Source organism: Nocardia gipuzkoensis, from assembly GCF_021183645.1.
Taxonomy (GTDB): Bacteria; Actinomycetota; Actinomycetes; order Mycobacteriales; family Mycobacteriaceae; genus Nocardia; species Nocardia abscessus.
On record NZ_CP089225.1, the window covers coordinates 5,663,356 to 5,687,346 of the forward strand.

Consider the following 23,991-nt stretch of genomic DNA (forward strand, 5'->3'; position numbering starts at 1 on the left):
GGTCGAGACGGCCTGGCGGAGATCTCCCGCCGCCGCCTCCCGCCCGCGAGATGGAAGCTCATGGGATGACTTGTCTCGCGTCGTATTAGGATCCGTATCGTGCATCGATGCTTCCCCATCACACCGCCGCCCGCCTCCTGAGCGAGGTGTAGGTTTCCAGCGCGCCACCGAGCGGTGAGCGCGCGCTCTTCGGCATCATTGCGCACCTCGCTTCCGCGACCCCATCCCTCTTCGTCGCAGGAGCGCGATCCTTCATGTCCTCATCTGTGTCCACGACCGGCCGTTCGGGGCTGGTCTACCTCGTCGCGGCCGGAATCCTCTGGGGCACCGGCGGTCTGCTCGGCACGCTGGTGCACCGGGCCACCGGGCTGTCTCCGGTCTCCGTCGCCACCTGCCGCCTCGCCGTCGGTGGGCTCCTGCTGGTGGCGCTGCTCGCGGGCGCCCGGCGGCCGTGGCCGCGAGATCCGCTGGCCTGGCGCCGGATCGGCGCGGTGGCGGTGCTCGCGGCGGCCTTCCAGGCGGCCTATTTCGGCGCGGTCGCGATGTCCTCGGTCAGTCTCGCGACGTTGCTCACGATCGGTATGTCGCCGGTGGTCGTCGCAGTGTTGGAGCACGTCACCGGAAGGCATCCGGTGGATCGGCGCCGCGCGGCCACGATCGGCCTCGCGCTCGGCGGACTGGCGTTGCTGGCCGGTGTTCCGTCCGGCGCAGGCGGAGTCGGCGGGCTGCTGATCGGCGCGGCGCTGGCCGCACTGGCCGCGGCGGCGTTCGCGACGGTCACCGTGATCAACGCCGCGCCGGTGCCCGGGCTCGACGCGATGACCACGACCGGCCTCGGATTCACCGGCGGCGCCTTGCTGCTTGCTCCCGTCGCGGCGACGAGCGGCCTGACCTTCGACCCGGCCATCGGCAGCATCGCACTGGTCCTGATGCTCGGGCTGGCGCCCACCGCGGTCGCCTACACCTGCTACTTCCGGGGCCTCGCGGATGCCGGCCCCGGGATCGCCGCGGTGCTCGCACTGCTCGAACCCCTCACGGGCGCGGTGCTCGCGGCGGTCGTCCTGGGCGAACGCCTCACCGCGACGGGACTGACCGGCGCCGCGCTGCTCATCGGGGCGCTGTTGCTGGCGGCCGTCCCTTCGCGTGCCACGATCGAGCGGTCGGACACGGCGTCCGAGCCGCGCTTGCCCCGCGACTAAGCTTCGGCGAGTGACTTCTGCCGCGACGACCCCGGGTTCCACCTGGGCGCCGCTGCGTTCACCGGTGTACCGCGCGCTGTGGGTGGCGCAGATGGTGTCGAATCTCGGCACGTGGATGCAGACCGTCGGTGCCCAGTGGATCATGGTCGACCAGCCCAACGCGGCGGCGCTGGTGTCGTTCGTGCAGACCGCCATCACCCTTCCGGTGATGCTGCTGGCCATCCCGTCCGGGGTGATCGCCGACCTGGTGGATCGACGCTGGTTGCTGCTCGGCGCGCAGTCCACGATGGCGGTGCTGGCGATGATTCTCGCCGTCTCGACGGCAACCGGGCACACCACGCCCGCCGTGCTGCTCACGTTGCTGTTCCTGCTCGGCTGCGGGCAGGCGCTCACCGCGCCCGCGTGGCAGGCGATCCAGCCGGAACTGGTCGCGCGCGAGCAGATCCCGGCGGCGTCCGCGCTGGGCAGCATGAACATCAACATCGGCCGGGCGGTGGGGCCCGCCCTGGCCGGAGCGCTGGTCTCGCTGTCCGGGCCGACGCTGGTATTCGCGCTGAACGCGGTCTCGTTCGTCGGGATCGTCGTGGTCCTGACGCTGTGGCGCCGCCCTGCGATCGATCGGCGCCTGCCCACCGAGCGTCCGCTGGCGGCGTTGCAGGCGGGTACCCGGTTCATCCGCGCGGCTCCGGCGATCCGGCGGGTGCTGCTGCGCTCGATCCTGTTCATCGCGCCCGCGAGCGCGGTCTGGGCGCTGTTGCCGGTGATCGCGCGCGACCGGCTCGGGCTGTCGTCGTCGGGGTACGGGCTGATGCTCGGCGCGATGGGCATCGGTGCGGTGCTCGGCGCCGCGGCGCTGTCCCGCTTGCGGGCGTTGCTGACCCCGACACAGCGGCTCACCATCGCCGCCGTCCTGTTCGGCGCGGCGACGGCGGGGACCGCCCTGCTGCGCGTCGTGCCGGTGGTGCTGGTGCTGCTGGTGTTCGCGGGGCTGGCGTGGCTGCTGGCGATGTCCACGATGAACTCGACCATGCAGCTGCTGCTGCCCGCCTGGGTGCGCGCCCGCGGGTTGTCGGTGTACCTGCTGGTGTTCATGGGTGGCCAGGCGATCGGCTCACTGGTCTGGGGCCTGGTCGCGGACGCGATCGGTTCGGTGCCCGCGCTGCTGTGGGCCGCGGCGCTGCTCGCGTTCTGCGCGGTGAGCACGGTGTGGCTGCCCATCCGCAACGATCCCGAACTGCTCGACCTGACCCCCTCGGCGTTCTGGCCGGAACCCGAGCTGGCGGTCGAACCCGATCCCGACGACGGTCCGGTGCTCGTCCTGCGCAGCTACGACGTCCCGCCGGAGAGCGCCGAGGAGTTCCTGGCCGCCATGGCCTTCGTCGGTCGGTCCCGGCAGCGCACCGGCGCGATGGAATGGCGGCTGTATCGTGACGTCGGAATGATCGACCGCTACGTGGAGGCCTTCGTCGTGCGGTCCTGGGCCGAGCACATGCACCAGCATCAGATCCGGCTCACCGCGCAGGACCAGCTGCGCGAACAGGCCGTCGCGAAGTTCGGCACCGACGAGGGGGACCAGGTCACGCACTTGGTCGCGGTCGACCGGCGCTAGGGCGGACCCGCGGGCGCGGTGGCGCGAGTGCCTGATTCGGTGCGATCGCACCGACCGCATACACTGTCCGGCATGCGGATGTTCCTGGATATCCTCCTGATCATCACCAGCCTGCTGCTGGTGCTGCTGGTGCTGCTGCACCGCGCCAAGGGTGGAGGTCTGTCCAGCCTGTTCGGCGGCGGTGTGCAGTCCAGCCTGTCCGGGTCCACCGTCGTGGAGAAGAACCTCGACCGCGTCACCATCTTCACCGGCGTCATCTGGCTGATCGCTATCCTCGGCATCGGCCTGGAGATCAAGTTCGCCTGATCTCGGCGGTCACCGCGCCCGCCGTGAGCGCCGCCGCGCCGAGCGCTACCGCGGCGATGACGAACGCGGCGGGGTAACTCGTCCCGAGCACCGGGGCAACCACCAACGGACCGAGAATCTGCCCGGTGCCGTATCCGGCCGTCAGCGGCGCCGCCGCGGCCCCGTCGGTCAACTCGGCGCCGACTCGCATCGCGAGCATGACGATTCCGACGAACGTCCCCCCGAACAGCGCCGCCGCCGTCACCGCGGCCCAGATCGCATCGGACACGGCCGGGAGCACCGCCGAGACGCACTGCGCCCCCAACGCGACGGGCAGCAGGAGCGCCGGAGACCAGCGCCGCGCGGCCATGGCCCAGAGCGCGGTCGAGACCGTCGCCGCCGCGCCGACGACGATCCACATCGCCGAACCGGTCACCGGCCCGCGGTCTACGCTCACCGCCGCCACCAAGAAGGTGCCGATCACGATGTACCCGAAGCCTTCGAGGAAGTAGGCGACGAACAGGGAACGCCAAGCCCGCAGGGCGCGCGCCGCCCCGCGTGGGACGCGTTGCCCAGGACGGATGTCCAGACGCCACACCGGGATCAGCAGGGCGGCGGTGAGCGCCGCGGAGATCAGCCACAGAATCTGCCACGACACCACCGGCCGCAATGCCAGCACCAGCAGACCGGTCCACGCGATGCCGAAGCCGATGCCGCCGAAGACTATTCCCGCCGACTGCCCGCCGGCGCCGGGACGGCTCGCGAAGCTCGCGCAGGCAACGAAGATCACCGCACTGGCGATGCCCGCGACAAGGCGCAGGAAGGCGAGAAACAGGATCGGCCCCGGCGCCGCCATGAGCGCTTCACTCGCGATCAACAGTCCTGCCGACGCCAGGAAGATCGAGCGGTTGCCGAGCGCCGGACGCCAGGTGAGCAGTAGCGCGCCGAGCAGATACCCGGCGTAGTTGGCGGTCGCGATCAGGGCGCCGTCGTGTGCGGTGATGCGCTGCGCGTCGACCATGAGCGGCAGCAACGGGGTGTACACGAAGCGGCCGACGCCCATCGCGGCGGCCAGGCCGGATGCCGCGGCCACCGCGGGTGCGAGGCCGCGGCGCGGGGCGCGGGTACGGACAACGGTGCTCACCGCTCGACCGTACGAGGCCGTCGGCGCACTCGGGAAATGCTTTCTGCGCACGATGTATACGCTCGACGCATGGATATCGAGCTGCGCCACCTGCGGGCGTATCTCGCGTTGTGCGAGGAGGCGAACTACACCCGCGCCGCAGCCCGGCTGCACCTGAGCCAGCCCGCGCTGACCAGGACGATCCAGCAGTTGGAGCGGCTGGTCGACTGCCGGTTGGTGGAGCGGACCGCACGGCGGTTCGCGCTCACTCCCGAGGGAGCCGAACTGCTGGCCCACACCCGCCGCATCCTGGCCGACGTCGACGCGGTCGCCGCAGAGCTGCGCTCGCGTGCCACGCTGGAGATCGGATTCTCCTGGCTGCTGCCCGACGCGTGGTTCGCCGCGACCCGCCGCCGGTTCGAGGAACAGGGTGGCCGGATCACATTGCGGCGCGTGGACGACCCGCTGGCCGCGCTCGGCGAGCGGGCCGTGGACATCGCGATCTACCGCAAGGAGACCGGGCTGCCGCGCCATCTGGCGTCCCGGATCATCGCGACCGAACAGCGGGTGCTCGCCGTGGCCGCACACTCGCCCCTGGCAGGGGCGACCGACCTGTCCTGGTCCGATCTGGCCGATCGGCCGCTGGTGGTCAACACCGTGTCGGGCACCACCGACGAGGCGTCGTGGCACCCCGCCGCCCCGGACCGGGTCGTGATCACCTGCACGAACTTCGACGAATGGATCGAATTGGTCGCGGCCGATCGCGGCATCGGCGTCGTACCGGATCTGGCGCGTACCAGGGCTCCGCACCCCGGCGTCGTCTATCTGGACATCCCCGACGCGCCGCCCTCGCATGTGTATGTCGCGTGGCGGGCCAGGCCGGTCCCGCCCCGCTCGGTGCAGCGCTTTCTCGCTGCGCTCTGAACGTCAGTCGACGCGCGGAATGCGCCCGTCGAGATCGGTGAACCCGTAGTACTCGGCGAGATCGGCCACCCGCCAGGGCAGCCCGGTGCGGGAGCGCCGCCCCGCGTCGGTGGCGAGTGCGACGACGGCGCGGCCGGTGAAGCGCGGTGTCTGCGCGTCGCCCAGGTCGAAGGTGCCCTCACCGGGCAGCGTGACCAATCGCCGGCCGTCGGCGCCGGCCGGAACCAGTTGCAGCAGTTCGGTGTCCACGATGCCCGGCCAGAGCGAGACCGCGGTCACCTCGGTGCCCGCGAGGTTGTGCGCCATGTCGGCGGTGAGCCGGTCCACCGCCGCTTTGGCGACGCCGTACACCGCGTTGTGCATGTACCTGCGCGCCCCGGGCGAGGAGATGTTGACGATCAGCCCGCCGGATTCGATCAGCAGCGGCGCGGCGAACACGCTCGCCACGTAATGGGATCGGACACCCACGTCGAACGACTCGTCCCAGGCCGCCGGTGGCACCTCCCAGAACGGCTTGCCCAGCCAGCGGGCCGCGGCCGGGGAGTTGTAGACGTTGTTCACCAGCACGTCCAGCCTGCCGTGCTCGGTGCGGATCAGCTCGAACAGCCGCTCCACCGCGTCGTCGTCACGGTGATCGCACACGAACGGGATGCCCACTCCGCCCGCGGCATCGATGTCCGCGGCCGTAGCGTGTACCGTGCCGGGTAGCCGTCCCTGGGCCGTCGAGCGCCCGGTGACGAACACCGTGGCACCCGCCGCGCCCAGTTCCAGCGCGATTCCCTTGCCGATGCCGCGGCTGGCGCCGGTGACCACCGCGACCTTGCCTTCGAGCCTCTCGGGTATTCCGCTCACGGAATCGGAACATTACCTTGAAACGATAACGTGTTCTAGTACATCGTTCTGGAGGCCCGAGTGGAGCTGACGCATCGGTTCGTGACGACCAACGGGGTCCGCATGCACGTCGCCGAGCAGGGTGCGGGGCAGCCGGTGGTCTTCTGCCACGGCTTTCCGCACACCTGGTACATCTGGCACCGCCAGCTTCCCGCGCTCGCCGCGGCGGGCTACCGCGCCCTCGCGCCGGACCTGCGCGGCTGCGGGCAGACCGACGCCCCGGCCGACCTCGAGGCGTACACCAATCGCGCGGTCTGCGCCGACCTGCTGGCACTGCTCGACGACATCGGCGCCGAGCAGGCGGTGTTCGTCGGCCTGGACTTCGGCGCGGCACTGGTGTGGGAACTGGCGTTGCGCGCGCCGGAGCGGGTGCGCGGCGTCATCGTCCTGAACAATCCCTTCGCGCCGCGTCCGCCGCGCGCTCCGTCGCAATTGTGGGCCAAGGCCGCGGCCCGGCACTTCCTGCACTTGCACTACTTTCAGACCCCAGGGGTCGCGGACGCGGAACTTGCCGCGCGTCCCCGGGAGTTCTTGGCCCGCGTCTACTACGCGCTCAGCGCCGACTACCACTACCTGGACACCTGGCGCTTCCCCGCGGAGGGCACGGGCTACCTCGATGTGCTGCCCGAGGCGCCCGCGTTGCCGTGGCGCTGGCTCGGCGCGGACGAGTTGGACGTGCTGGCAGGGGATTTCGAGCGCACCGGGTTCACCGGCGGATTGAACTGGTACCGCAGCCTGGATCGCAACTGGGAACTCACCGCCGAGTACGCGGACGCGAAAGTCACCGTGCCCGCCTACTTCCTGTACGGCGACCGTGATCCCGACATGGAAGGCTTCAGTGGGCGTGACCCGCTGGCCACCTTGCGTGCGCACGTCGTCGACCTGCGTGCGGTGACCGAGATCAGCGGCGCGGGCCACCTCGTGCAGCTGGAGCGAACCGAGCAGGTGAACGCGGTGCTCACCGCACATCTCGCCCATCTGGCCGCCCACCCGGACCGGCTTCCGGCCTGAGACGAAACATCCTCGGGCCCACCGCCGTTCGTTGTCGGTGGGCACCGCTAATGTTCGGTGAATGAGTTATAGCCTGAGCATCTACGTCGTCGAACTGGACAGGGTCAAGGGCGCCATCGGGTCCCGGGACGACAAGCTCCGGCGCATGATCGGGGGCCGCTTCAAGGCCCAGCTGACCCACGACGACGACTGGTTCGCCGAGGAGATCGCGGACGGCGCACCCACCCGCTACGAGGCGGTGCGCGCCGTCATCGACGGCGGTCCGTTCGACCCGGCCTATGGTTTCCAATACGGCTACGCCTACCAGACGATCTGCCAGTTCTACGGCCGGTTCGTGGACAACCGCTACTTCTCGGCGTTCCGCGGTCGCTGGCTCGACCACATCGATGACGGGCTCGCCACGCTGGGCATCAAAGCGGTCAGCGTCCGTGCGTTCATGTACCACTCACTGCCGCCCGCGCTGCCGCAGCCCGACGAATTGCCCGGCTACGGGGAATGGACACCGGAACAGTGCGCGGAAGCGCTCGTCCAGTGGGAGTCGACCACGCCGCCGCAGCGCGAAGAGGTCGACCACGAGGTCCTCGCCGCCATCGAGTCCTGTGTCGAGTGGATCCGGGAGGCCCAGGCGCGTCCGGGCTGGGGGATCGCCGGGTTCTTCTACTGATCGGCCCGCCGGAGCGAGCCGTGCCGGGACAGGGGTAGCTACGGCCGCCGCCGTCCGGATCCGCTCAGCGGTATTCCTCCGCGAGCTTCGGGTAGTCCGACCACCGCGGCAGCGGTTGGAAGTCGAGGTAGGCGGTCAGGCGATCGAGCAGGTATTGCCATCGCGGGCCGATCGCTCCCGCGTCGGCGGGGCACACGTGGCGGCGGGTCAGCTCCACGGTGGTGACCACGCCGACCTGGGCCATCCGGATTTCGAGCAGGCAGCCGTCGATGTGCACGACGAGTTCGTGCGGCGCCTGGCAATCGTCGACGCGCACCGCGACCGGGCCGGGGACCGGACCGTCGAACAATTCGATGGTGAGGTTGCCGTTGCCGCCGGAGACGGTGCCGAGCCAGCGCGCGAGCTGGCCGCGCTCGGTGGCCGCCGACCACACGTCCAGCACCGGCTTGTGGAACGAACGCAGGTAGTGCAGGAGCACCAGATCGCCATCTGCTGTGTGCTCGTGCTCCGGCCGTACCTCGCCGAGCATGGACATCGTGGTCATCGCCGTGTCCTTTCCGCTGCTGGTCACCGTCACCCCCACTGTATTTCCACTATTCACCGGTCGAATCGAATTGCGGGGAATGCCGGGCCTCGGCGCGCCGCGGGTCCGCGCCGGTCGCCACGCCGAGCAGCCGGACGGCCGCGGCTTCGATCCGTTCCTCGTCCAGCAGCACCATCGCGGCGGCCGGGCCGAGCGGCACGAAACTGTCCTCGCTGGTCACCCGCGCGAGCCGCCCGGTGAAACCGGCGTCGAGCAGAGCCGCGCACACCGCTTCCGACACGCCACCGCCGCGGCGGGTCTCGTCCGCGACCAGGACCCGTCCGGTCGCGCAAGCGTGCCGCAGCAGATCGCCGGCCGGTAGCGGAGCGAGCCAGCGCAGGTCGAGCACCCGTGCGTGGATTCCGTGCCGGGCCAGCCGCCGCGCCGCGCGCAGGCTCATCGGCACGCCGTTGGCGAAGCTGACCAGGGTCAGGTCGGCACCGTCGCCGTAGACCCGGGCGCGGCCGATCTCGACATGCTCCGCCGGAGACGGGCGTGCCAGCCAGCCCTCGTCGCCCGGACGGTGCAGGTCGCGCGTGTGGTACAGCGCGATGGGCTCGAGGTACAGGCACACTCTGCCGTCCACCCGGGCGGCGGACACACACGTGCGCAGCATCGCCGCGGCGTCGTCGGCGCGCGACGGGGAGGCGAGCACGACGCCTGGGATGTCGCGCAGCGCCGCCACCGAGTTGTCGTTGTGGAAGTGGCCGCCGAAGCCCTTCTGGTAGCCGTATCCGGCGATCCGCACCACCATCGGGTTGCGGTAGCGGCCGTCGGAGAAGAACGACAGCGTGGCCGCTTCGCCACGGATCTGATCCGCGGCATTGTGCAGGTAGGCGAGGTACTGGATTTCCGGGATCGGCACGAATCCGGCCAGCGCCGCGCCGAGTGCGGTGCCCAGGACGCTCTGCTCGTCCAGCAGGGTGTCGAACACGCGCCGCGCGCCGAAGGTCTTCTGCAACCCCTTGGTCACCCCGTACACGCCGCCCTTGCGCCCGACGTCCTCGCCGAAGACGAGCAGGTCACGGTCGCGCGCGAGCAGGTCGGCGAGGGCGTCGTTGATCGCCTGCGCCAGGGTCATCGGATCACCCTGCGCGACAGCGCCGTTCACGCAGTGCGGTGCCCCGATACGCGTGCTCGCCCGGCCGGTGTCCGCCTGCTCCGGCTCGTCGCTCGGGAGCGGGCCGGTGCGGAGGGCGTCGGCGCGCACGAGTGCGGGACGGGAGGGGGCGAGCGGTGCGATCACCGCCGCCGCCGAGTCGAGTTTCGGTTCGGCGCAGACGAGTTCGGCGGTCGCGGCGACGCGGCGGCCCAGGTCGGTGTAGCGGTCGAGCAGCTCGGCGGGTGTGGCGACGCCGGACGCGATCAGCAGCCGTGCGGTCGCCGTCACCGGATCGCGCGCGAGGTCGGCGGCGATCTCGGCGGGGCGGCGGTAGGCGGTTTCGACGTCGGACCCGGCGTGACCGAGCAGCCGCACGGTCCGCAGGCGCAGGAACGCGGGCGCGCGGTGCTCCCTGACCCACTGGGTGGCGGCGTTCGCCGTGGTCAGCGCATCGAGTGCGGCGCAGCCGTCCGCGTCGAAGTACGCCAGGCCCGGCCGGTGGCCGTACGCCTGCTCGATCCAGCCGGGTGGGGTGGGCACGCTGATCCCGATGCCGTTGTCCTCGCACACGAACAGGATCGGCATCGCAATCCCTTGACCCGCAGTGTGGATCGCGGCATTGATCGCCCCGGTCGCGGTGGAGTGGTTGGCCGACGCGTCGCCGAAACTGCACACCACCACCGAGTCGGCGGGCCAGGGGCCGGGGACATCCAGCCGCGCCGCGCGATCGATCGCGAACGCCAACCCGACCGCGCGCGGAAGATGCGAGGCGATGGTGGAGGTCTGCGGGATGACGTTCGCGGCAGCGCTGCCGAACACCTTGTGCCGCCCACCGGAAATCGGGTCCGTCGCCGCCGCGACCACACCGAGCAGGACGTCCCGGATGGGGTCGAGTCCGGGCACACGCCGGGCCCGATGCACGAAGAACGCTCCCGACCGGTAGTGCAGCAGGGCAGGGTCGGTGCTGCGCAGAGCGGCCGCCACGGCGGCATTGCCCTCGTGACCGGACGAGCCGATGCTGTAGTAGCCGCGCCGGTCACTGCCGAGGCGGCGTGCCGCGAGATCGAGGTGCCTGCTCGTCGCCTGTGCGTCGAACAACTCCAGGCACGCCGTGCCGGTGATCGCGCCGCTCGGCACGATCGGCTGATCCGGCGGACGGCGCGGCCCCGGCACGAAGGCCGCGACGGCGGTGCGGAACCGCTCGTCCAGATCCACTGCCTGCTCGGTCACCGACCGATCATCTCGTAAACTCCACCGTCCGGCTGCGTTATCCGTCGGTATTCTTTCGGCAGCCCGGGATCAGAGCGGGCAAATTTACGAGTCGATCGGTCGCGGCCCGCTCAGCGCAGCGCGGACGCGGCCTCCTGATCCAGCAGCCAGGTCGTGGAGTCGATACCCGTCGCACCGGCCGCGGGCACGTCGGCCGGGTCCGCGCCGCCGATGGCCGCGGCGACCGCCTCGGCCTTGCCCGCGCCGCCGACCACCAGCACGACGTGCCGGGTCCGCCTGATCGCGGGCCGGGTGAGGGTCACCCGCACCGGCGGCGGCTTCGGTGAATTCGTGACCGCGACGACGAGTTCGTGCTCCTCGCGCACCGCGTCGGTGTGCGGGAACAGCGAGTTCACGTGGCCCTCGCCGCCCATGCCGAGCAGGTGCAGATCGAACGCGCCGTGTTCGGCGAGATAGGCGTGCACCGTCGTGGAGTATTCGGCGGCCGCCTCCACCGGGTCGGGATACTCGCCGTCGGAGGTGGCCACCGGATGCACCCGCGCCGGGTCCACCGGCACGTGATCGAGCAGCGCCTGCCTGGCTTGCAGGTCGTTGCGCTCCGGATCGTTCGCGGGCACGAAACGCTCGTCGCCCCAGAACACTTCGAGCCGGGACCAGTCGATGTCGCCGGGAGACTTGCGCACCTGTTCCAGCAGGGCGATGCCGGTTCCGCCGCCGGTCAGCACCACCGACGCGGAGCCGCGCTCGGCCTGGGCCGCGACCACGACCGAGACGAAGCGGGCCGCCGCGGCGGCGACCAGCGAGTCGGTGTCGAGGTGCACCTCGACGGTGTCGCTGGGGAACGGCGAATCGGTGTGCTCACTCATAGATCACCTTCTCGATTCCGGCCAGCGCCTGCGCGTAGGTTTCGTCGGCGTCCAGCCTGCGTAGGTCCTCGGCGAGGCAGTCACGGGTCTCCCGGCGCGCCAGTGCGATCCGCTGCACCGGTTCGCCGGTGCGGGTCAGTGTCGCGGTGCGGCCGGTCTGCGGGCGTTCGATCGCGATGGAGACGGTGGGTCGGTGCAGTTCCACCCGCAGCGGGCCGGTGCGGCGGCGGACGGGGCAGCCGAGCCGGGCGGCCAGCCAACCGGCCAGGATGTCCAGGGCGGGCTCGTCGCGCAGCCCGGACACGGTCGCGGAATCCACCGATTCGAACGGCGGCTCGTCCATGGCCGCCGCCAGTAGCGCGCGCCAGTACGTGATCCGGCTCCAGGCCAGATCGGTGTCACCGCTGGCGTAGGACTGCAGCCGTTTCTTGATCGCTGCCTGGGGATCGGGCGCGAACGTGGCGTCGGTGATACGGCGGCCCGCCAAGCGCCCCACCGAATCCTTGGACGGGAATTGCGGGGCGCCGCGCGGCCACCACGCGACCACCGGCGTATCCGGTAGGAGGAAAGGGGTGACGACGCTGCTCTCGTGGTTGACCAGTTCGCCTTGCAGCCGCAGCACGATCACCTCGGCCGCCCCCGCGTCGCCGCCCACCCGGATCTGCGCGTCCAGCCGGGTGGCGGCCTCCCGGTCGCCGCGCGCCAGCACCACGACACGACAGGGATGCTCGCGGCTGGCTTCGTTCGCCGCGTCGATCGCGTCCTCGGCCTCGGAGCTGTCCAGGGTGCACACCACCAGGGTGAGCACGCGGCCGACGGTGATCACGCCGTTGCTCTCGCGCAACTGCACGATGCGCTTGGTGACCTCGCCGGTCTTGGTCTCGGGCATGTCGACGATCACGGGCGCCGCCATTCCCGCCCGGTGCGGGCGATCATCTCGTCGGCCGAGGGCGGACCCCAGGTGCCCGCCTCGTACGGTTCCGGCCTGCCTTCGGCGGCCCAGTGCTCGAGCGCCGGATCCAGGATGCGCCAGGACAATTCGACCTCGGCGTTCACCGGAAACAGCGAGGGCACCCCGAGCAGCACGTCGAGGATCAGGCGTTCGTAAGCCTCGGGGGAGGACTCGGTGAACGCCTCGCCGTAGGTGAAGTCCATGTTGACGTCGCGCACCTCCATGCCGGAGCCCGGCACCTTCGAGCCGAACCGCGTGGTGATGCCCTCGTCCGGCTGTACCCGGATGACCAGTGCGTTCTGCCCCAGCTCCTCGGTCATGGTCTGGTCGAACGGCAGGTGCGGTGCCCGCTTGAAGATCACCGCGATCTCGGTCACCCTGCGGCCGAGCCGCTTTCCGGTACGCAGGAAGAACGGCACGCCCGCCCAGCGGCGGGTGTCGATCTCCAGGCTGATCGCGGCATAGGTCTCGGTCTTCGAATTCGGGTCGAAGCCGTCCTCCTGCAGCAGGCCGGCCACGTGCTCGCTGCCTTGCCAGCCCGCGGTGTACTGTCCGCGCGCGGTGGTCTCCTCCAGCGGTTCGATGAGCCTGGTCGCCGAGAGCACCTTGATCTTCTCGGTCTGCAATTGCTGGGGCTCGAAGCTGATCGGCTCCTCCATGGCGGTGAGCGCCAGCAGTTGCAGCAGGTGGTTCTGGATCACGTCGCGCGCGGCCCCGATGCCGTCGTAGTAGCCCGCGCGGCCGCCCAAGCCGATGTCCTCGGCCATCGTGATCTGTACGTGGTCGACGAAGTTGGCGTTCCAGATCGGCTCGTACAACTGGTTGGCGAAGCGCAGCGCCAGGAGATTCTGCACCGTCTCCTTGCCCAGATAGTGGTCGATGCGGAACACCCGCTCCTCCGGAAACACCCCGTTGACCAGCGCGTTGAGTTCCTGGGCGCTGTGCAGGTCGTGCCCGAAGGGCTTCTCGATCACCACCCTTCGCCAGGGTTTGCGGGCGGCGTCCGGCCCGGTCGTCTGCGCCAAGCCGTGCGAGCAGAGCTGATCGAGCACCACCGGGAACATGTCCGGCGGGATCGACAGGTAGAACGCGTGATTGCCGCCGGTGCCCCGCTCCTTGTCCAGCGTGGCGAGGGTGTCGGCCAGCCGGTCGAATGCCGCGTCGTCATCGAAGGTGCCCTGGACGAACCGGATGCCCTCGGAGAGCTGATCCCAGACCTCCTGGCGGAACGGAGTGCGCGCGTGCGCCTTGACGGCCTCCAGCACGACCGCGGCGAAGTCCTCGTCCGCGTAGTCGCGGCGGGCGAAGCCGACCAAGCCGAAGGCCGGGGGCAACAGCCCCCGGTTCGCCAGGTCGTAGATGGCCGGCATCAGCTTCTTCCGAGACAGATCACCCGTGACGCCGAAGATGACCATGCTGCACGGTCCGGCGATGCGGGGGAGTCGTTTGTCCCCCTTGTCACGCAGCGGGTTCTGCCATTCGACGGCGTCCGGTCGATCTGTGGGCGCTGGTCCGGCCATCGATCAGCCGTTCCCGGTCGACGCCGACTTCAGCTCGTCGGCGGTGGCGGAAAGCAGCTCCTCCCAGGATTTCTCGAACTTGTCCACGCCCTCGCGCTCGAGCACCACGAACACGTCGTCGAGGTCGACGCCGACCGCGGCGAGCCGGTCGAAGACGTCCTTGGCCGCGGCGGCCTGGCCGCTGACGGCGTCGCCGCGGATCGCGCCGTGATCGGCGACCGCCTGCAGCGTCTTCTCCGGCAGCGTGTTCACCGTGTTCGGGGCGACGAGTTCGGTGACGTACATCGTGTCGGAGTATTCCGGGTTCTTGACACCGGTCGACGCCCACAGCGGGCGCTGCCGATTCGCCCCGGACGCGGCCAGGTTCTGGAAGGTCGAGGTGTGCGTGCCGCCGTCGAACACGTCCTGGTACTCGGCGTAGGCCAGGTGGGCGTTCGCGATGCCGGCCTTGCCGCGCAGCGCGAGCGCCTCCTCGGTGCCCAGCGCCTCCAGCCGCTTGTCGATCTCGGTGTCCACCCGGGAGACGAAGAACGAAGCGACGGAATGGATCTTGGCCGGATCGTGGCCGGCGACCTTGGCCTTCTTCACGCCTTCCAGGTACGCGCCCATCACCGCGCGGTAGCGCTGGACCGAGAAGATCAGCGTGACGTTCACGCTGATGCCCTCCGCGATCACCGCGGTGATCGCGGACAGGCCCTCCTCGGTGGCCGGGATCTTGATGAACAGGTTGGGCCGGTCGACGATCTTCCACAGTTCGACCGCCTGCGCCACGGTCCGGTCGGCGTCGAACGCCAGGCGGGGGTCGACCTCGATGGAGACCCGGCCGTCCACGCCGTTGGTGGCCTCGAAGACCGGAGCGAACACGTCACAGGCCGCGCGGACGTCGTCGGTGGTGATGGTGCGGATCGCGGCGTCGGCGTCCGCGCCTTGCGCGGCAAGCTCTTTGAGCTGGCCGTCGTAGGCGTGGCCCTGGCTGAGCGCACCCTGGAAGATCGTCGGGTTGGTGGTGACACCGACGACGGACCGGGTCTCGATCAGCTCGAGCAGGTTGCCGGACCGGATCCGGTCCCTGGACAGATCATCGAGCCATACGGACACCCCCGCCGCCGAGAGGGCGGCGAGATTCTCGTTCTGAGCCATGGGCGCTTATCCCTTCACGTTCTCGAGCGTGCGCTGCGCGGCGGCAACGACGGCTTCCGGAGTGAAGCCGAATTCGCGGAACAGGGTCTTGTAGTCGGCGGAGGCGCCGAAGTGCTCGATCGACACGATCTCGCCCGCGTCACCGGCGAACCGGTGCCACGGCATCGCGATTCCGGCCTCGATGACGACGCGTGCGGTGATCGCGGGCGGAAGCACCTCGTCCCGGTAAGCCTTGTCCTGCGCGTCGAACCACTCCACACACGGCATCGACACCACGCGGGTGGCGATGCCCTGCTCCTCCAGGGTAGTGCGGGCGGCGACCGCGAGGTGGAGCTCCGAACCGGTGGCGATCAGGATCACCTGCGGGGTGCCCGTGGAGGCCTCGGCCAGCACGTAGCCGCCCTTGGACACGCCCTCGTAGCTGGTGCCCTCCAGAATCGGCAGATCCTGGCGGGTCAGCGCCAGGCCGGACGGGCCGTCCTGGTGCGGCGGCTCGGACACCGAGAAATGCGACCGGTGCTCGCTGCTGTCGCGTTCCAGGATGGTGCGCCAGGCGTAGGTGGTCTCGTTGGCGTCGCCCGGACGGACCACGTTCAGGCCCGGGATCGCGCGCAGCGCGGCGAGGTGCTCGATCGGCTGGTGCGTCGGGCCGTCCTCACCGAGGCCGATGGAGTCGTGGGTCCAGACGTAGATCGCGGGCACGCGCATCAGCGCCGCCAGGCGGACGGCGGGACGCATGTAGTCGCTGAACACCAGGAAGGTGCCGCCGTACGGGCGGGTCGGGCCGTGCAGCGCGATGCCGTTGAGGATCGCGCCCATGGCGTGTTCGCGGACGCCGAAGTGCAGGGTCCGGCCGTACGGGTTGGCCTTCCACATGCCGGTGGAGATCGACTCCGGCCCGAAGCTGGGCTGCTCGGGCATGGTGGTGTTGTTGGACTCGGCCAGGTCGGCCGAGCCGCCCCACAGCTCGGGCAGCACCGGCGCCAGCGCGGCGAGCACCTTGCCGGACGCCTTGCGGGTGGCCATGCCCTTCGGATCCGGTTCGTAGCTGGGCAGATTCGCGGTCCAGTTCTCCGGCAGCCGCCGCTGGATCAAGCGGTCGAACAGCGCTTTGTTCTCCGGGTTCGCCGCGGCCCACGCGTCGAAGGACTTCTGCCACTGCGCGTGCGCCGCGCGCCCGCGTTCGACGACCTTGCGGGTGTGCTCGATGACCGCGGGATCCACGTCGAAGCTCTTGTCCGGGTCGAAGCCGAGGATCTTCTTGGTGGCGGCCACCTCGTCGGCGCCCAGCGCCGCGCCGTGGGCCGAACCGGTGTTCATCTTGCCGGGGGCCGGGTAGCCGATGATGGTGCGCAGCACGATGATCGAGGGCTTGCCGGTCTCGGCCTTGGCGGCCTCCAGCGCGGCCTCGATGGCGACGACGTCCTCGCCGCCCTCGACCACCTGCACGTGCCAGCCGTAGGCCTCGTACCGCGCGGCGACGTCCTCGGTGAAGGCGATGGTGGTGTCGTCCTCGATGGAGATCTTGTTGTCGTCGTAGACCAGCACGAGGTTGCCCAGCTGCTGGGTGCCCGCCAGCGAGGACGACTCGGACGTGACGCCCTCCTCCAGGTCACCGTCGGAGGCGATGACGTAGACGAAGTGGTCGAACGGGCTCGTGCCGGGCGCGGCGTCCGGGTCGAACAGACCGCGCTCGCGCCGTGCCGCCATGGCCATGCCGACCGCCGAGGCGAGACCCTGGCCGAGCGGACCGGTGGTGATCTCCACGCCGTCGGTGTGCCGGAACTCCGGGTGACCCGGGGTGAGCGAGCCCCACTTGCGCAGGTTCTTCAGGTCGTCCAGTTCCAGGCCGTAACCCGCCAGGTACAGCTGGATGTACTGGGTGAGGCTGGAGTGACCGCAGGAGAGCACGAAACGGTCGCGCCCGACCCAGCTCGGATCGCTCGGGTCGATGCGCATGGTGCGCTGGTAGAGCGTGTAGGCCAGTGGCGCCAGGCTCATCGCGGTGCCGGGATGACCGTTTCCGGCGTTCTGCACCGCCTCGGCGGCCAGGACCCGGATGGTGTCGACGGCCTTGGTGTCCAGATCCGTCCAGTCGTCCGGGTGGTTCGGCTGAGTGAGGGCGCGGATGTCGTCTGTGATCGACACGACCGAGGTTCTCCTGACATTGGTTTCGTCGACGGCGGGTGGGGTTTCTGACGGCGATGATCGCGCGGCAGCTACGGCGTGCGTACCGGCTATACCCACCTACCCTAGATGTGCCCGCTGACCGGCACACCATTAACCCTGGGTTGGTTCGGCGGGCCCCGCTGCGCTGCGTGTTCGCAGGTGGTGTTTCCTCGCCCGCGCCCGCGGCGGCGGTGTGTTCGCGGCCTTGCACGGCGGACACGGAGCGGGACGAGATCCGTGCCATCGGTGCACGTGGTTCGGCCCTTTCGAATCTGCGGCGGGCCGCGAATGCGCTCGTCAGCTCGCGCTCGGCAGGACGGAACGTTTCGATCAAGCGACCGCTTCACCGAACGCGCCGCGACCGCGGCGAGAGTTGCTGCAACGGCCCGTGCGAAGGCGCGGTGTATTCGCGGGCTCAGGTCCCGGGGCAGGAAATTCTTCCGGCCGCGGGAACGAGATTCGGCCCGCGCGGCGGGAGCCCGGCTGCTCGGCCGTGCCGCGGCGAGCCGGCGGTCCGGCCCGTCGCCGACCGGCGCCCTTGCGCGGGGGCGAGGGGAGGGGGAGGGGCGGCAGGGGTCTACCATCCTCTGTAGTAGTAGTCGCGCCGCACCGGTCGGAAGGGGCGCCGGGGCGGACGCGGGTCCGGCGTCGGCACATCCGTACCACCGGGACGAGCGCACTGCTCGTCCATGCCGGATGCGATGCACAGCGTGCGAGGAGAGACAGTGCGGATTGGGCAACAGCCGGGTGGCGACGGTGCGCACGGCTCCTCCGCGACGGCGCTGGCCGACCGGTTCACGGGGCCCGGCCTACCGTCCCGGTTGATGCGACGGGCACTGGCCTACGTCGCCCTGACCAAGCCCAGGGTGATCGAGCTGCTGCTCGTCGCCACGATCCCGACCATGCTGCTCGCCGACCGCGGCACCATCGACATCCGGCTGATCCTGGCGACCCTCTTCGGCGGCTGGATGGGCGCGGCGAGTGCGAACACGCTCAACTGCGTCGCCGACGCCGATATCGACAAGGTCATGAAGCGCACCGCCAAGCGGCCGCTGGCCCGGGAGGCGGTGCCGACCCGCAACGCCTTCGTCTTCGGCGTCGTGCTGGGCGTCGGCTCCTTCGCCTGGCTGTGGTGGCAGGCCAACCTGCTCAGCGGCCTGCTGGTGGTCGCGACGATCCTGTTCTACGTCTTCGTCTACACCCTGGGCCTCAAGCGCCGGACCTCGCAGAACGTGGTGTGGGGCGGCGCTGCGGGCTGCATGCCCGTGCTGGTCGGCTGGTCGGCCGTGACCGGAGGCATCGGCTGGCCCGCCGTCGCGCTGTTCGCCGTCATCTTCTTCTGGACCCCGCCGCACACCTGGGCGCTGGCCATGCGCTACAAGGAGGACTATCGCGCGGCGGGCGTGCCGATGCTGCCGGTGGTGGCCACCGAGCGGGCCGTCACCAAGCAGATCGTCGTCTACACGTGGCTGACCGTGCTCGCCACGCTCGCCCTGGTGCCGGCCACCGGCGTGATCTACGCGGCCGTGGCGCTGGTGGCCGGAGCGTGGTTCCTGCTCATGGCCCACCAGCTGTACGCGGGCGTGCGGCGCGGCGAATCGGTGAAGCCGCTGCGGCTGTTCCTGCAGTCGAACAACTACCTGGCTGTGGTGTTCTGCGGCCTCGCCGTGGACTCGGTGCTCGGCTGGGACACCATCGGCAGCTTCTTCAGCTGATCGCGCCGACGTAGCCGTCCGGCCGCACGAGCACCCGGGTGCCCTCGACCGCGGCATAGGCCGCGTGGGCGTGGCCGTCGACATCCACCACGTGCCGCCCTGACACCTGCGTTCCGGGGCGTACCACCGCATACGCGTGCGGCCCTTCCTGCGCGGGCGCGCCGAACGACAGCACCGTCGCGTGGGGGCCGCGGAACAGGTCGAACAACCGGACGTGCCGCCCTCCCTCGTCTTTCACCGGCGCGTCCGGGGCCCGGTCGCCCGCGGCCAGCGGCTCGCGCACGGCCGGATCGCGGTAGCTGATGTCCAGCTGCTGGGTCTCCGGTCCGCGCCGCATCGCGTCCTCGTCGCCGTCGACCAGCTTGTCCAGCAGTTCGGAACTCAGGCCGAGCACCCTGGCGGCGACGGTCCTGCGCTCGGTTTCGTAGCTGTCCAGGAGCGTGTGGTCACCGGCGAGGGCGGCGGCCAGCTTCCAGCCGAGGTTGTAGGCGTCCTGGATGCCGGTATTCATGCCCTGGCCGCCGGTGGGCGGATGCGCGTGCGCGGCGTCCCCGGCGAGGAACACCCGGCCGTCGCGGAACCGCTGCGCCAAGCGGACATTGGGCCGCCACACCGTCACCCAGGTCAGGTCGGTGAGCGTGACGTCGTCGCGCCCGCAGTAGCGATCGGCGTAGGACTGCAGCAGTTCGAGGCTCGGTTGCGCGTCCGCGCTCAGGGGCGCGGCGAACTGGAAGTGACGTCCACCGGGCAGCGGAGACAGCGCGATGCCCTGCATCGGCTGGTCGGCGGCGGCGAACCAGTAGCCGAAGTCGTGGTCGAGCGCGTCGGCGCGCACGTCGCCGAGCAGCATCCGGATCGACTCGTCGGTCTCGCCCTCGAACGCGATGCCCAGCGTCTTGCGCACGGTGCTCTTGCCGCCGTCGGCGCCGACCAGGTACGCGGCGCGCACGGTCTCGCGGGCGCCGTCGCGTTCCAGCGTCGCCGTGACGCCGCCGTCGTCCTGGCCGAAGGTGACCAGGGCTGTGCCCAGCTCCACGGGTACGCCGAATTCGGCGAGCCGTTCGCGCAGGATGGCCTCGGTGCGGGACTGGCCGAGGACCCACACGTTGGGGTAGGGGACGGCGGGGGTGGGTTCGACCTGCTCGCTCATCCTGCGCTCGGCGACGAACTGGCCGTCGAGGTGCACGCGCAGCACCGGCCCCGGCATCCCCGCCGCGTGTACCGCGTCCAGAACTCCCAGGTCGTCGAAGACTTCCAGGGTGCGCGGCTGGATGCCGTCGCCGCGGGAGCCCGCGAAGAACGTGTCCGCCTTGTCGATGATCCGAACGGGAATGTCCCGGCGGGCGAGATCGAGGGCGAGGGTGAGCCCGGTGGGTCCGGCGCCTGCGATGAGAACGAGCTGTGACACGAGGTACTCCCGATGAAGATGAATTAAAGTTCAGTGAATGATGATTCAGTTTTGCGCTTGGTACCTTTCGTTGTCAAGGAGGTGAGCTGGGTGTCGTTGAGTCGCAAGGAGAAGTCGGCCGAAACCGAGCAGGCGTTGAAGGCCGCGGCGCTGCGGTTGTTCGCCGAGCGCGGCTACCTGAACACCAAGATCACCGACATCACGGCGGCGGCGGGCCGGGCCGCCGGGTCGTTCTACAACCATTTCGCGAGCAGGGAGGAACTGCTCCAGGCTTTGCTGAACGATCTGGCCGCGGCAGGCGACGAGCGGGCGGAGGGGCCCGGCCACAACCCGGACTTCGGCGACCCGGAGGCGGTCCGCTACCACGTCGCCGGGTATTGGACTTTCGCGCGGGAGCACGCCCCCGTGCTGCGCGCGGTGAATCAGGCGGCTCTGGTCAACGACGAGTTCGCGCGCATGGTCGCGCAGTTCGGCATGCAGCAGCGCGCGGACATCGCCGATCACGTGGCGGGCTTCGCCGACCAGGGGTTACGGCTGCCGAGCACGGTCGATGCGAGCCTCGCGATGATGTTCCTGCTCACGCAGAGCCTGCTGGCCGCGGTCGAGGAAGGCAACGTCGAACTGACCGACGAACAGGCCGTGGACGGGCTGACCCGCTTCATCTATCGCGGTCTCACCGGCCGCGACTACTGACCGGGCGGCGGGCGACCCGTCGGATCGCCCGCCGCGGGCTCATGGGAGCAGGACGATGGAACCGGTGGTCTTGCGGCCTTCCAGGTCGCGGTGGGCCCGTTCGGCGTCGGCGAGCGGGTAGGTCGCGCCGATCCGGATGTTCAGCGTGCCCTTGGCGATGGCGTCGAGCACGTCGCCCGCGCGCCAGGTGAGTTCGGCGCGGTCCCGGGTGTAATGCGCCAGGGTGGGACGGGTGACGAACAGCGACCCGGCCGTACTGAGCCGTTGCAGGTCGAACGGCGGCACCGGCCCGCTCGCGCCCCCGAACAGGGCGAGCGTCCCGCGGACGCGCAGTGCGGCCAGGCTCGACTCGAAGGTCGCCGCGCCGACGCCGTCGTAGGCCGCCGCCACGCCGACGCCGTCGGTGAGCTCGCGCACCTGGCCGGCGAGGTCGTCGCCGTAGCGCAGCACCTCGGCGGCCCCCGCCGCGCGCGACAGCGTCTCCTTCTCGTCGGAGGACACCGTCGTGATCACCCGGACGCCGCGCGCGGTGAGCAGCTGAGTGAGGATCAGCCCGACGCCGCCCGCACCGGCGTGCACGAGCACCGTTTCCCCGGGCTCGGGCCGATAGATCGACTCGATGAGATAGTGCGCGGTCATACCTTGCAGCAGCGCCGAGGCGGCCACCGGCGGCTCGACGCCGTCCGGTACCGCAATGGCGACGGCGGCCGCGATCGCGACCTTCTGGGCATAGCTGCCCGGCCCGGCGGCCCAGGCGACCCGGTCGCCGACCGCGAAGTCGCTGACGTTCGCGCCGACTTCGGCGACCACGCCGGTGCCCTCCGCGCCCGGGATGTACGGGACATCCTGGGGGTAGCGCCCGGTGCGGATGTAGGTGTCGATGAAGTTGACGCCGATCGCCTGGGTGTCGACCAGCAACTGGTCCGGCCCGACCTGCGGATCGGGCGCCTCCACGTACTTCAGGACCTCGGGACCACCGTGTTCGGAAACCTGAATGGCGCGCATGAGTTTCAGTTCTACACCCGAGCGGCGGGCCCGCTTTCTACCGGTCGGTAAACTGCCTGCCATGAGTACTGAAACCGCCACGGCGCCGGTGAAGCTGTCGGGCGCCCTCGTGGAGTCCGTCAAGGGATTCGTCGCCGACCACGGCAAATCCGCCACGGCCGTGCTCCAGCCGATCGGTCGCGCGGGCGTCCGCGTCACCCTGGTCGGCGCCGACGGCGTCCTCGGTGACCGGGTCGTCGCGGACCTGGATACCGCCAAGGCGTTGATCGACACCATCGACGGTCTCACCGAGGCGGACGAATGGGATCGCGAACTCACCTCGATCGTCACCCCGCGCAAAGGTCACTGGGCCAAGATGGCGGGCTGGGTCGCCAAGCAGGCCCGCTTCCCCAAGGCGCGCAACGAGAAGTGATCGGTGCGTAGCCGAGTGACGCTGCCCGGCCGCATCGGCGCGGTTCTGCTCACCGCGTGGACAGCGCTCGTCGCAGTGGCGGTTCCGGCGGCCGCGCGGCCCTCGCAGCCCTCGAACGTGCTGCGCGCGTGCACGCCCGGAGACTATCCGCCGTACTCGATCAGGGACGACGCGGGCGGCTACCGCGGCGTGGACGTCGACCTCGCGCGGGGGTTCGCCACACTGCTCGGCCGCCCGATCGAGTTCGTGCCCGTGACGTGGGCGACGCTGCGGACGGACTTCGCCGAGCGGAACTGCGATCTGGCGGTCGGGGGAATCTCCGATCTGCCGTCGCGCCGCGTGTTCGCGGACTTCTCGATCATCTACGGCACCGACGGCAAGGCGCCGATCACCCACCGCGCGAACGGCGCCGCCTACGCGACCATCGCGGAGATCAACCGTCCCGGTGTTCGCGTGATCGCCAATCGCGGTGGGACGAACGAGGAATTCGCGCGCAAGAACTTCCCCGACGCGCAGCTCACCTTGTGGCCGGACAATCTGACGATCTTCGGCGAGATCGAGCAGGGCCGCGCCGACGTGTTCGTCACCGACTCCGTCGAGGGCCGCTACCGCGTGCGCCAGCACCCGGACCTGCAAGTGCTGCATCCCGAAGCGCCGTTCGACTCGTTCGGGAAGGTGCTGCTGGTACGCAAGGACGATCCGGTTCTGGCGACCGCCCTGGACGCCTACCTGGCGACCCAGCTCGCGACCGGCGCGGTGGACCGGCTGTTCGACCAGTGGATCGGGCCCGCGGCTTCCTCAGGGTGACCGCCGGTCAACGATCGGTCGCCAGCCGTCGCAGCGATGCGTCCAGTTCCCGCCATAGCTCTCCCACGCGGCCGCGACCACTCGGGGCGTGCGGGTAACGCATCAGGACGCTCACCACGATGGGCCCGGCCAGCTCCGTAGCCTTGTGGATGTAGTCGCCGCCGACGTGACGGTCGTCGCCTGCCTCGAGTTCGAGCGCTCGGGCCGCGTGGGCGGCCGACATGAGGATGTGCCCGCCCTGGGTCGCCTTCGCCAGCGGGTGCAGGTACGCGGCCGCTCCCGCGTGACCGGCCGCGCGCGCCGCGTCGGATGCGGCTTCATGTCCCCTCTCGCGAGCCGCCCGTGCGGCCCGGTGCGCGTCCAGCGCGGTCACGCGCAGCGCCTTCGTCCGCTTGCCCCCGGAGGCGAACCCGCGCGCCTCGTCGAGCACGGCCCGGGGACGCGAATCATCGGGACAGTCGCGCTCGAAGATCGCCAGCACAGGCTCCGCGCAGGCCAGGGCATAGGCCGTGACGGCGCGCAGTTCGGTCATGCTGAGTTCGATCGGCGGATTCTCGTCGGCTGCACTCATGAGATTCGACGGTATCGTTGAGCCGCCGGTTGGAAGTTCCTGGCAATATTCGCAGGACAGTGCGGAAAAACCTTCAAACAAGGTGCGGATCGGGCAGTTCGAGATCAGGCCA

22 protein-coding genes are annotated in these 23,991 nt (G+C 70.3%); 10 read left to right on the forward strand and 12 right to left on the reverse strand.

What is annotated here, in order from left to right; genetic code table 11:
* Positions 1-254 precede the first annotated feature (254 nt).
* The 3 genes from LTT66_RS25905 to secG all read left to right on the forward strand — a co-directional run bounded on the left by LTT66_RS25905 (position 255) and on the right by secG (position 3,114).
* Positions 255-1,199, forward strand: coding sequence for a DMT family transporter (locus tag LTT66_RS25905; RefSeq protein WP_233061016.1), 945 nt, complete (start codon positions 255-257; stop codon positions 1,197-1,199).
* A gap of 10 nt (positions 1,200-1,209) precedes the next feature.
* Entirely contained in the window at positions 1,210-2,808 is a 1,599-nt protein-coding gene (locus LTT66_RS25910; protein ID WP_408638674.1) for an MFS transporter, read from the forward strand.
* Between the two features lie 72 nt (positions 2,809-2,880).
* Positions 2,881-3,114 (forward strand): preprotein translocase subunit SecG, encoded by a 234-nt coding sequence (gene secG / locus LTT66_RS25915; RefSeq protein ID WP_043693695.1) that lies wholly within the window; start codon positions 2,881-2,883, stop codon positions 3,112-3,114.
* Here secG and LTT66_RS25920 read toward each other — a convergent pair.
* The gene (locus LTT66_RS25920) at positions 3,101-4,237 is read right to left on the reverse strand and encodes a YbfB/YjiJ family MFS transporter (RefSeq protein ID WP_233061017.1); all 1,137 of its coding nucleotides are present in this window, start codon (positions 4,235-4,237) and stop codon (positions 3,101-3,103) included. The genes secG and LTT66_RS25920 overlap by 14 nt on opposite strands.
* 69 nt (positions 4,238-4,306) lie before the next feature.
* Between LTT66_RS25920 and LTT66_RS25925 the strand changes: the two genes are divergently transcribed.
* Entirely contained in the window at positions 4,307-5,140 is an 834-nt protein-coding gene (locus LTT66_RS25925; RefSeq protein ID WP_233061018.1) for a LysR family transcriptional regulator, read from the forward strand.
* Positions 5,141-5,143: 3 nt separating this feature from the next.
* Here the strand turns inward: LTT66_RS25925 and LTT66_RS25930 are convergent, their stop codons facing one another.
* The gene (locus tag LTT66_RS25930) at positions 5,144-5,992 is read right to left on the reverse strand and encodes an SDR family NAD(P)-dependent oxidoreductase (RefSeq protein ID WP_233061019.1); all 849 of its coding nucleotides are present in this window, start codon (positions 5,990-5,992) and stop codon (positions 5,144-5,146) included.
* A gap of 102 nt (positions 5,993-6,094) precedes the next feature.
* On the opposite strand from LTT66_RS25930, the gene LTT66_RS25935 reads away from it, so the two are divergent.
* Positions 6,095-7,042, forward strand: a complete 948-nt coding sequence (locus LTT66_RS25935; RefSeq protein WP_456299740.1) for an alpha/beta fold hydrolase — start codon at positions 6,095-6,097, stop codon at positions 7,040-7,042.
* A gap of 61 nt (positions 7,043-7,103) precedes the next feature.
* Positions 7,104-7,706, forward strand: a complete 603-nt coding sequence (locus LTT66_RS25940; RefSeq protein WP_181720914.1) for a DUF7691 family protein — start codon at positions 7,104-7,106, stop codon at positions 7,704-7,706.
* Between the two features lie 64 nt (positions 7,707-7,770).
* Here the strand turns inward: LTT66_RS25940 and LTT66_RS25945 are convergent, their stop codons facing one another.
* The 7 genes from LTT66_RS25945 to tkt form a co-directional block, all read right to left on the reverse strand.
* The gene (locus LTT66_RS25945) at positions 7,771-8,250 is read right to left on the reverse strand and encodes an SRPBCC family protein (RefSeq protein ID WP_181720934.1); all 480 of its coding nucleotides are present in this window, start codon (positions 8,248-8,250) and stop codon (positions 7,771-7,773) included.
* 49 nt (positions 8,251-8,299) lie between these two features.
* Positions 8,300-10,621, reverse strand: a complete 2,322-nt coding sequence (locus tag LTT66_RS25950; RefSeq protein WP_233061021.1) for a thiamine pyrophosphate-dependent enzyme — start codon at positions 10,619-10,621, stop codon at positions 8,300-8,302.
* A 110-nt stretch (positions 10,622-10,731) separates the two neighbouring features.
* A complete protein-coding gene (pgl, locus tag LTT66_RS25955; RefSeq protein WP_195095271.1) occupies positions 10,732-11,487 on the reverse strand; it encodes a 6-phosphogluconolactonase in 756 nt (251 codons plus the stop codon).
* Positions 11,480-12,388, reverse strand: a complete 909-nt coding sequence (gene opcA / locus LTT66_RS25960) for a glucose-6-phosphate dehydrogenase assembly protein OpcA (protein WP_195065017.1) — start codon at positions 12,386-12,388, stop codon at positions 11,480-11,482. The genes pgl and opcA overlap by 8 nt, the downstream gene beginning before the upstream one ends.
* Entirely contained in the window at positions 12,385-13,959 is a 1,575-nt protein-coding gene (zwf, locus tag LTT66_RS25965) for a glucose-6-phosphate dehydrogenase (protein ID WP_233061022.1), read from the reverse strand. Before zwf ends, opcA begins: the two co-directional genes overlap by 4 nt.
* Before the next feature lie 3 nt (positions 13,960-13,962).
* Entirely contained in the window at positions 13,963-15,099 is a 1,137-nt protein-coding gene (gene tal / locus LTT66_RS25970) for a transaldolase (RefSeq protein ID WP_233061023.1), read from the reverse strand.
* A gap of 6 nt (positions 15,100-15,105) precedes the next feature.
* Positions 15,106-17,247, reverse strand: coding sequence for a transketolase (tkt, locus tag LTT66_RS25975; RefSeq protein WP_233061024.1), 2,142 nt, complete (start codon positions 17,245-17,247; stop codon positions 15,106-15,108).
* An 845-nt stretch (positions 17,248-18,092) separates the two neighbouring features.
* Between tkt and LTT66_RS25980 the strand changes: the two genes are divergently transcribed.
* Positions 18,093-18,983: a heme o synthase gene (locus LTT66_RS25980; protein WP_228819550.1), complete on the forward strand. Its 891-nt coding sequence runs from the start codon at positions 18,093-18,095 to the stop codon at positions 18,981-18,983.
* On the opposite strand, the gene LTT66_RS25985 is transcribed toward LTT66_RS25980, so the two are convergent.
* Positions 18,976-20,391: an FAD-dependent monooxygenase gene (locus tag LTT66_RS25985; protein WP_233061025.1), complete on the reverse strand. Its 1,416-nt coding sequence runs from the start codon at positions 20,389-20,391 to the stop codon at positions 18,976-18,978. The two genes, LTT66_RS25980 and LTT66_RS25985, sit on opposite strands and share 8 nt — an antisense overlap.
* A gap of 90 nt (positions 20,392-20,481) precedes the next feature.
* On the opposite strand from LTT66_RS25985, the gene LTT66_RS25990 reads away from it, so the two are divergent.
* Positions 20,482-21,084: a TetR/AcrR family transcriptional regulator gene (locus LTT66_RS25990; RefSeq protein WP_233061026.1), complete on the forward strand. Its 603-nt coding sequence runs from the start codon at positions 20,482-20,484 to the stop codon at positions 21,082-21,084.
* Between the two features lie 39 nt (positions 21,085-21,123).
* Here the strand turns inward: LTT66_RS25990 and LTT66_RS25995 are convergent, their stop codons facing one another.
* Positions 21,124-22,089, reverse strand: a complete 966-nt coding sequence (locus LTT66_RS25995) for a quinone oxidoreductase family protein (RefSeq protein WP_233061027.1) — start codon at positions 22,087-22,089, stop codon at positions 21,124-21,126.
* A gap of 61 nt (positions 22,090-22,150) precedes the next feature.
* On the opposite strand from LTT66_RS25995, the gene LTT66_RS26000 reads away from it, so the two are divergent.
* Positions 22,151-22,501: a hypothetical protein gene (locus tag LTT66_RS26000; protein ID WP_181725657.1), complete on the forward strand. Its 351-nt coding sequence runs from the start codon at positions 22,151-22,153 to the stop codon at positions 22,499-22,501.
* 3 nt (positions 22,502-22,504) lie between these two features.
* Positions 22,505-23,308 carry a transporter substrate-binding domain-containing protein gene (locus LTT66_RS26005; RefSeq protein WP_233061028.1) on the forward strand — a complete coding sequence of 268 codons (804 nt, stop codon included), beginning with the start codon at positions 22,505-22,507 and terminating at the stop codon, positions 23,306-23,308.
* Positions 23,309-23,315: 7 nt separating this feature from the next.
* Here LTT66_RS26005 and LTT66_RS26010 read toward each other — a convergent pair whose 3' ends face one another.
* Complete coding sequence (locus tag LTT66_RS26010) at positions 23,316-23,879, reverse strand: putative immunity protein (protein WP_233061029.1); 564 nt, start codon at positions 23,877-23,879, stop codon at positions 23,316-23,318.
* Positions 23,880-23,991 lie beyond the last annotated feature (112 nt).

Coding starts and splice junctions, on each gene's coding strand:
- LTT66_RS25905 (WP_233061016.1), top strand. CDS start 255: ATGTCCTCATCTGTGTCCACGACCGGCCGTTCGGGGCTGGTCTACCTC.
- secG (WP_043693695.1), top strand. CDS start 2,881: ATGCGGATGTTCCTGGATATCCTCCTGATCATCACCAGCCTGCTGCTG.
- LTT66_RS25925 (WP_233061018.1), top strand. CDS start 4,307: ATGGATATCGAGCTGCGCCACCTGCGGGCGTATCTCGCGTTGTGCGAG.
- LTT66_RS25935 (WP_456299740.1), top strand. CDS start 6,095: ATGCACGTCGCCGAGCAGGGTGCGGGGCAGCCGGTGGTCTTCTGCCAC.
- LTT66_RS25940 (WP_181720914.1), top strand. CDS start 7,104: ATGAGTTATAGCCTGAGCATCTACGTCGTCGAACTGGACAGGGTCAAG.
- LTT66_RS25945 (WP_181720934.1), bottom strand. CDS start 8,250: ATGACCACGATGTCCATGCTCGGCGAGGTACGGCCGGAGCACGAGCAC.
- pgl (WP_195095271.1), bottom strand. CDS start 11,487: ATGAGTGAGCACACCGATTCGCCGTTCCCCAGCGACACCGTCGAGGTG.
- zwf (WP_233061022.1), bottom strand. CDS start 13,959: ATGGCCGGACCAGCGCCCACAGATCGACCGGACGCCGTCGAATGGCAG.
- tal (WP_233061023.1), bottom strand. CDS start 15,099: ATGGCTCAGAACGAGAATCTCGCCGCCCTCTCGGCGGCGGGGGTGTCC.
- LTT66_RS25980 (WP_228819550.1), top strand. CDS start 18,093: ATGCGACGGGCACTGGCCTACGTCGCCCTGACCAAGCCCAGGGTGATC.
- LTT66_RS25995 (WP_233061027.1), bottom strand. CDS start 22,089: ATGCGCGCCATTCAGGTTTCCGAACACGGTGGTCCCGAGGTCCTGAAG.
- LTT66_RS26000 (WP_181725657.1), top strand. CDS start 22,151: ATGAGTACTGAAACCGCCACGGCGCCGGTGAAGCTGTCGGGCGCCCTC.
- LTT66_RS26010 (WP_233061029.1), bottom strand. CDS start 23,879: ATGAGTGCAGCCGACGAGAATCCGCCGATCGAACTCAGCATGACCGAA.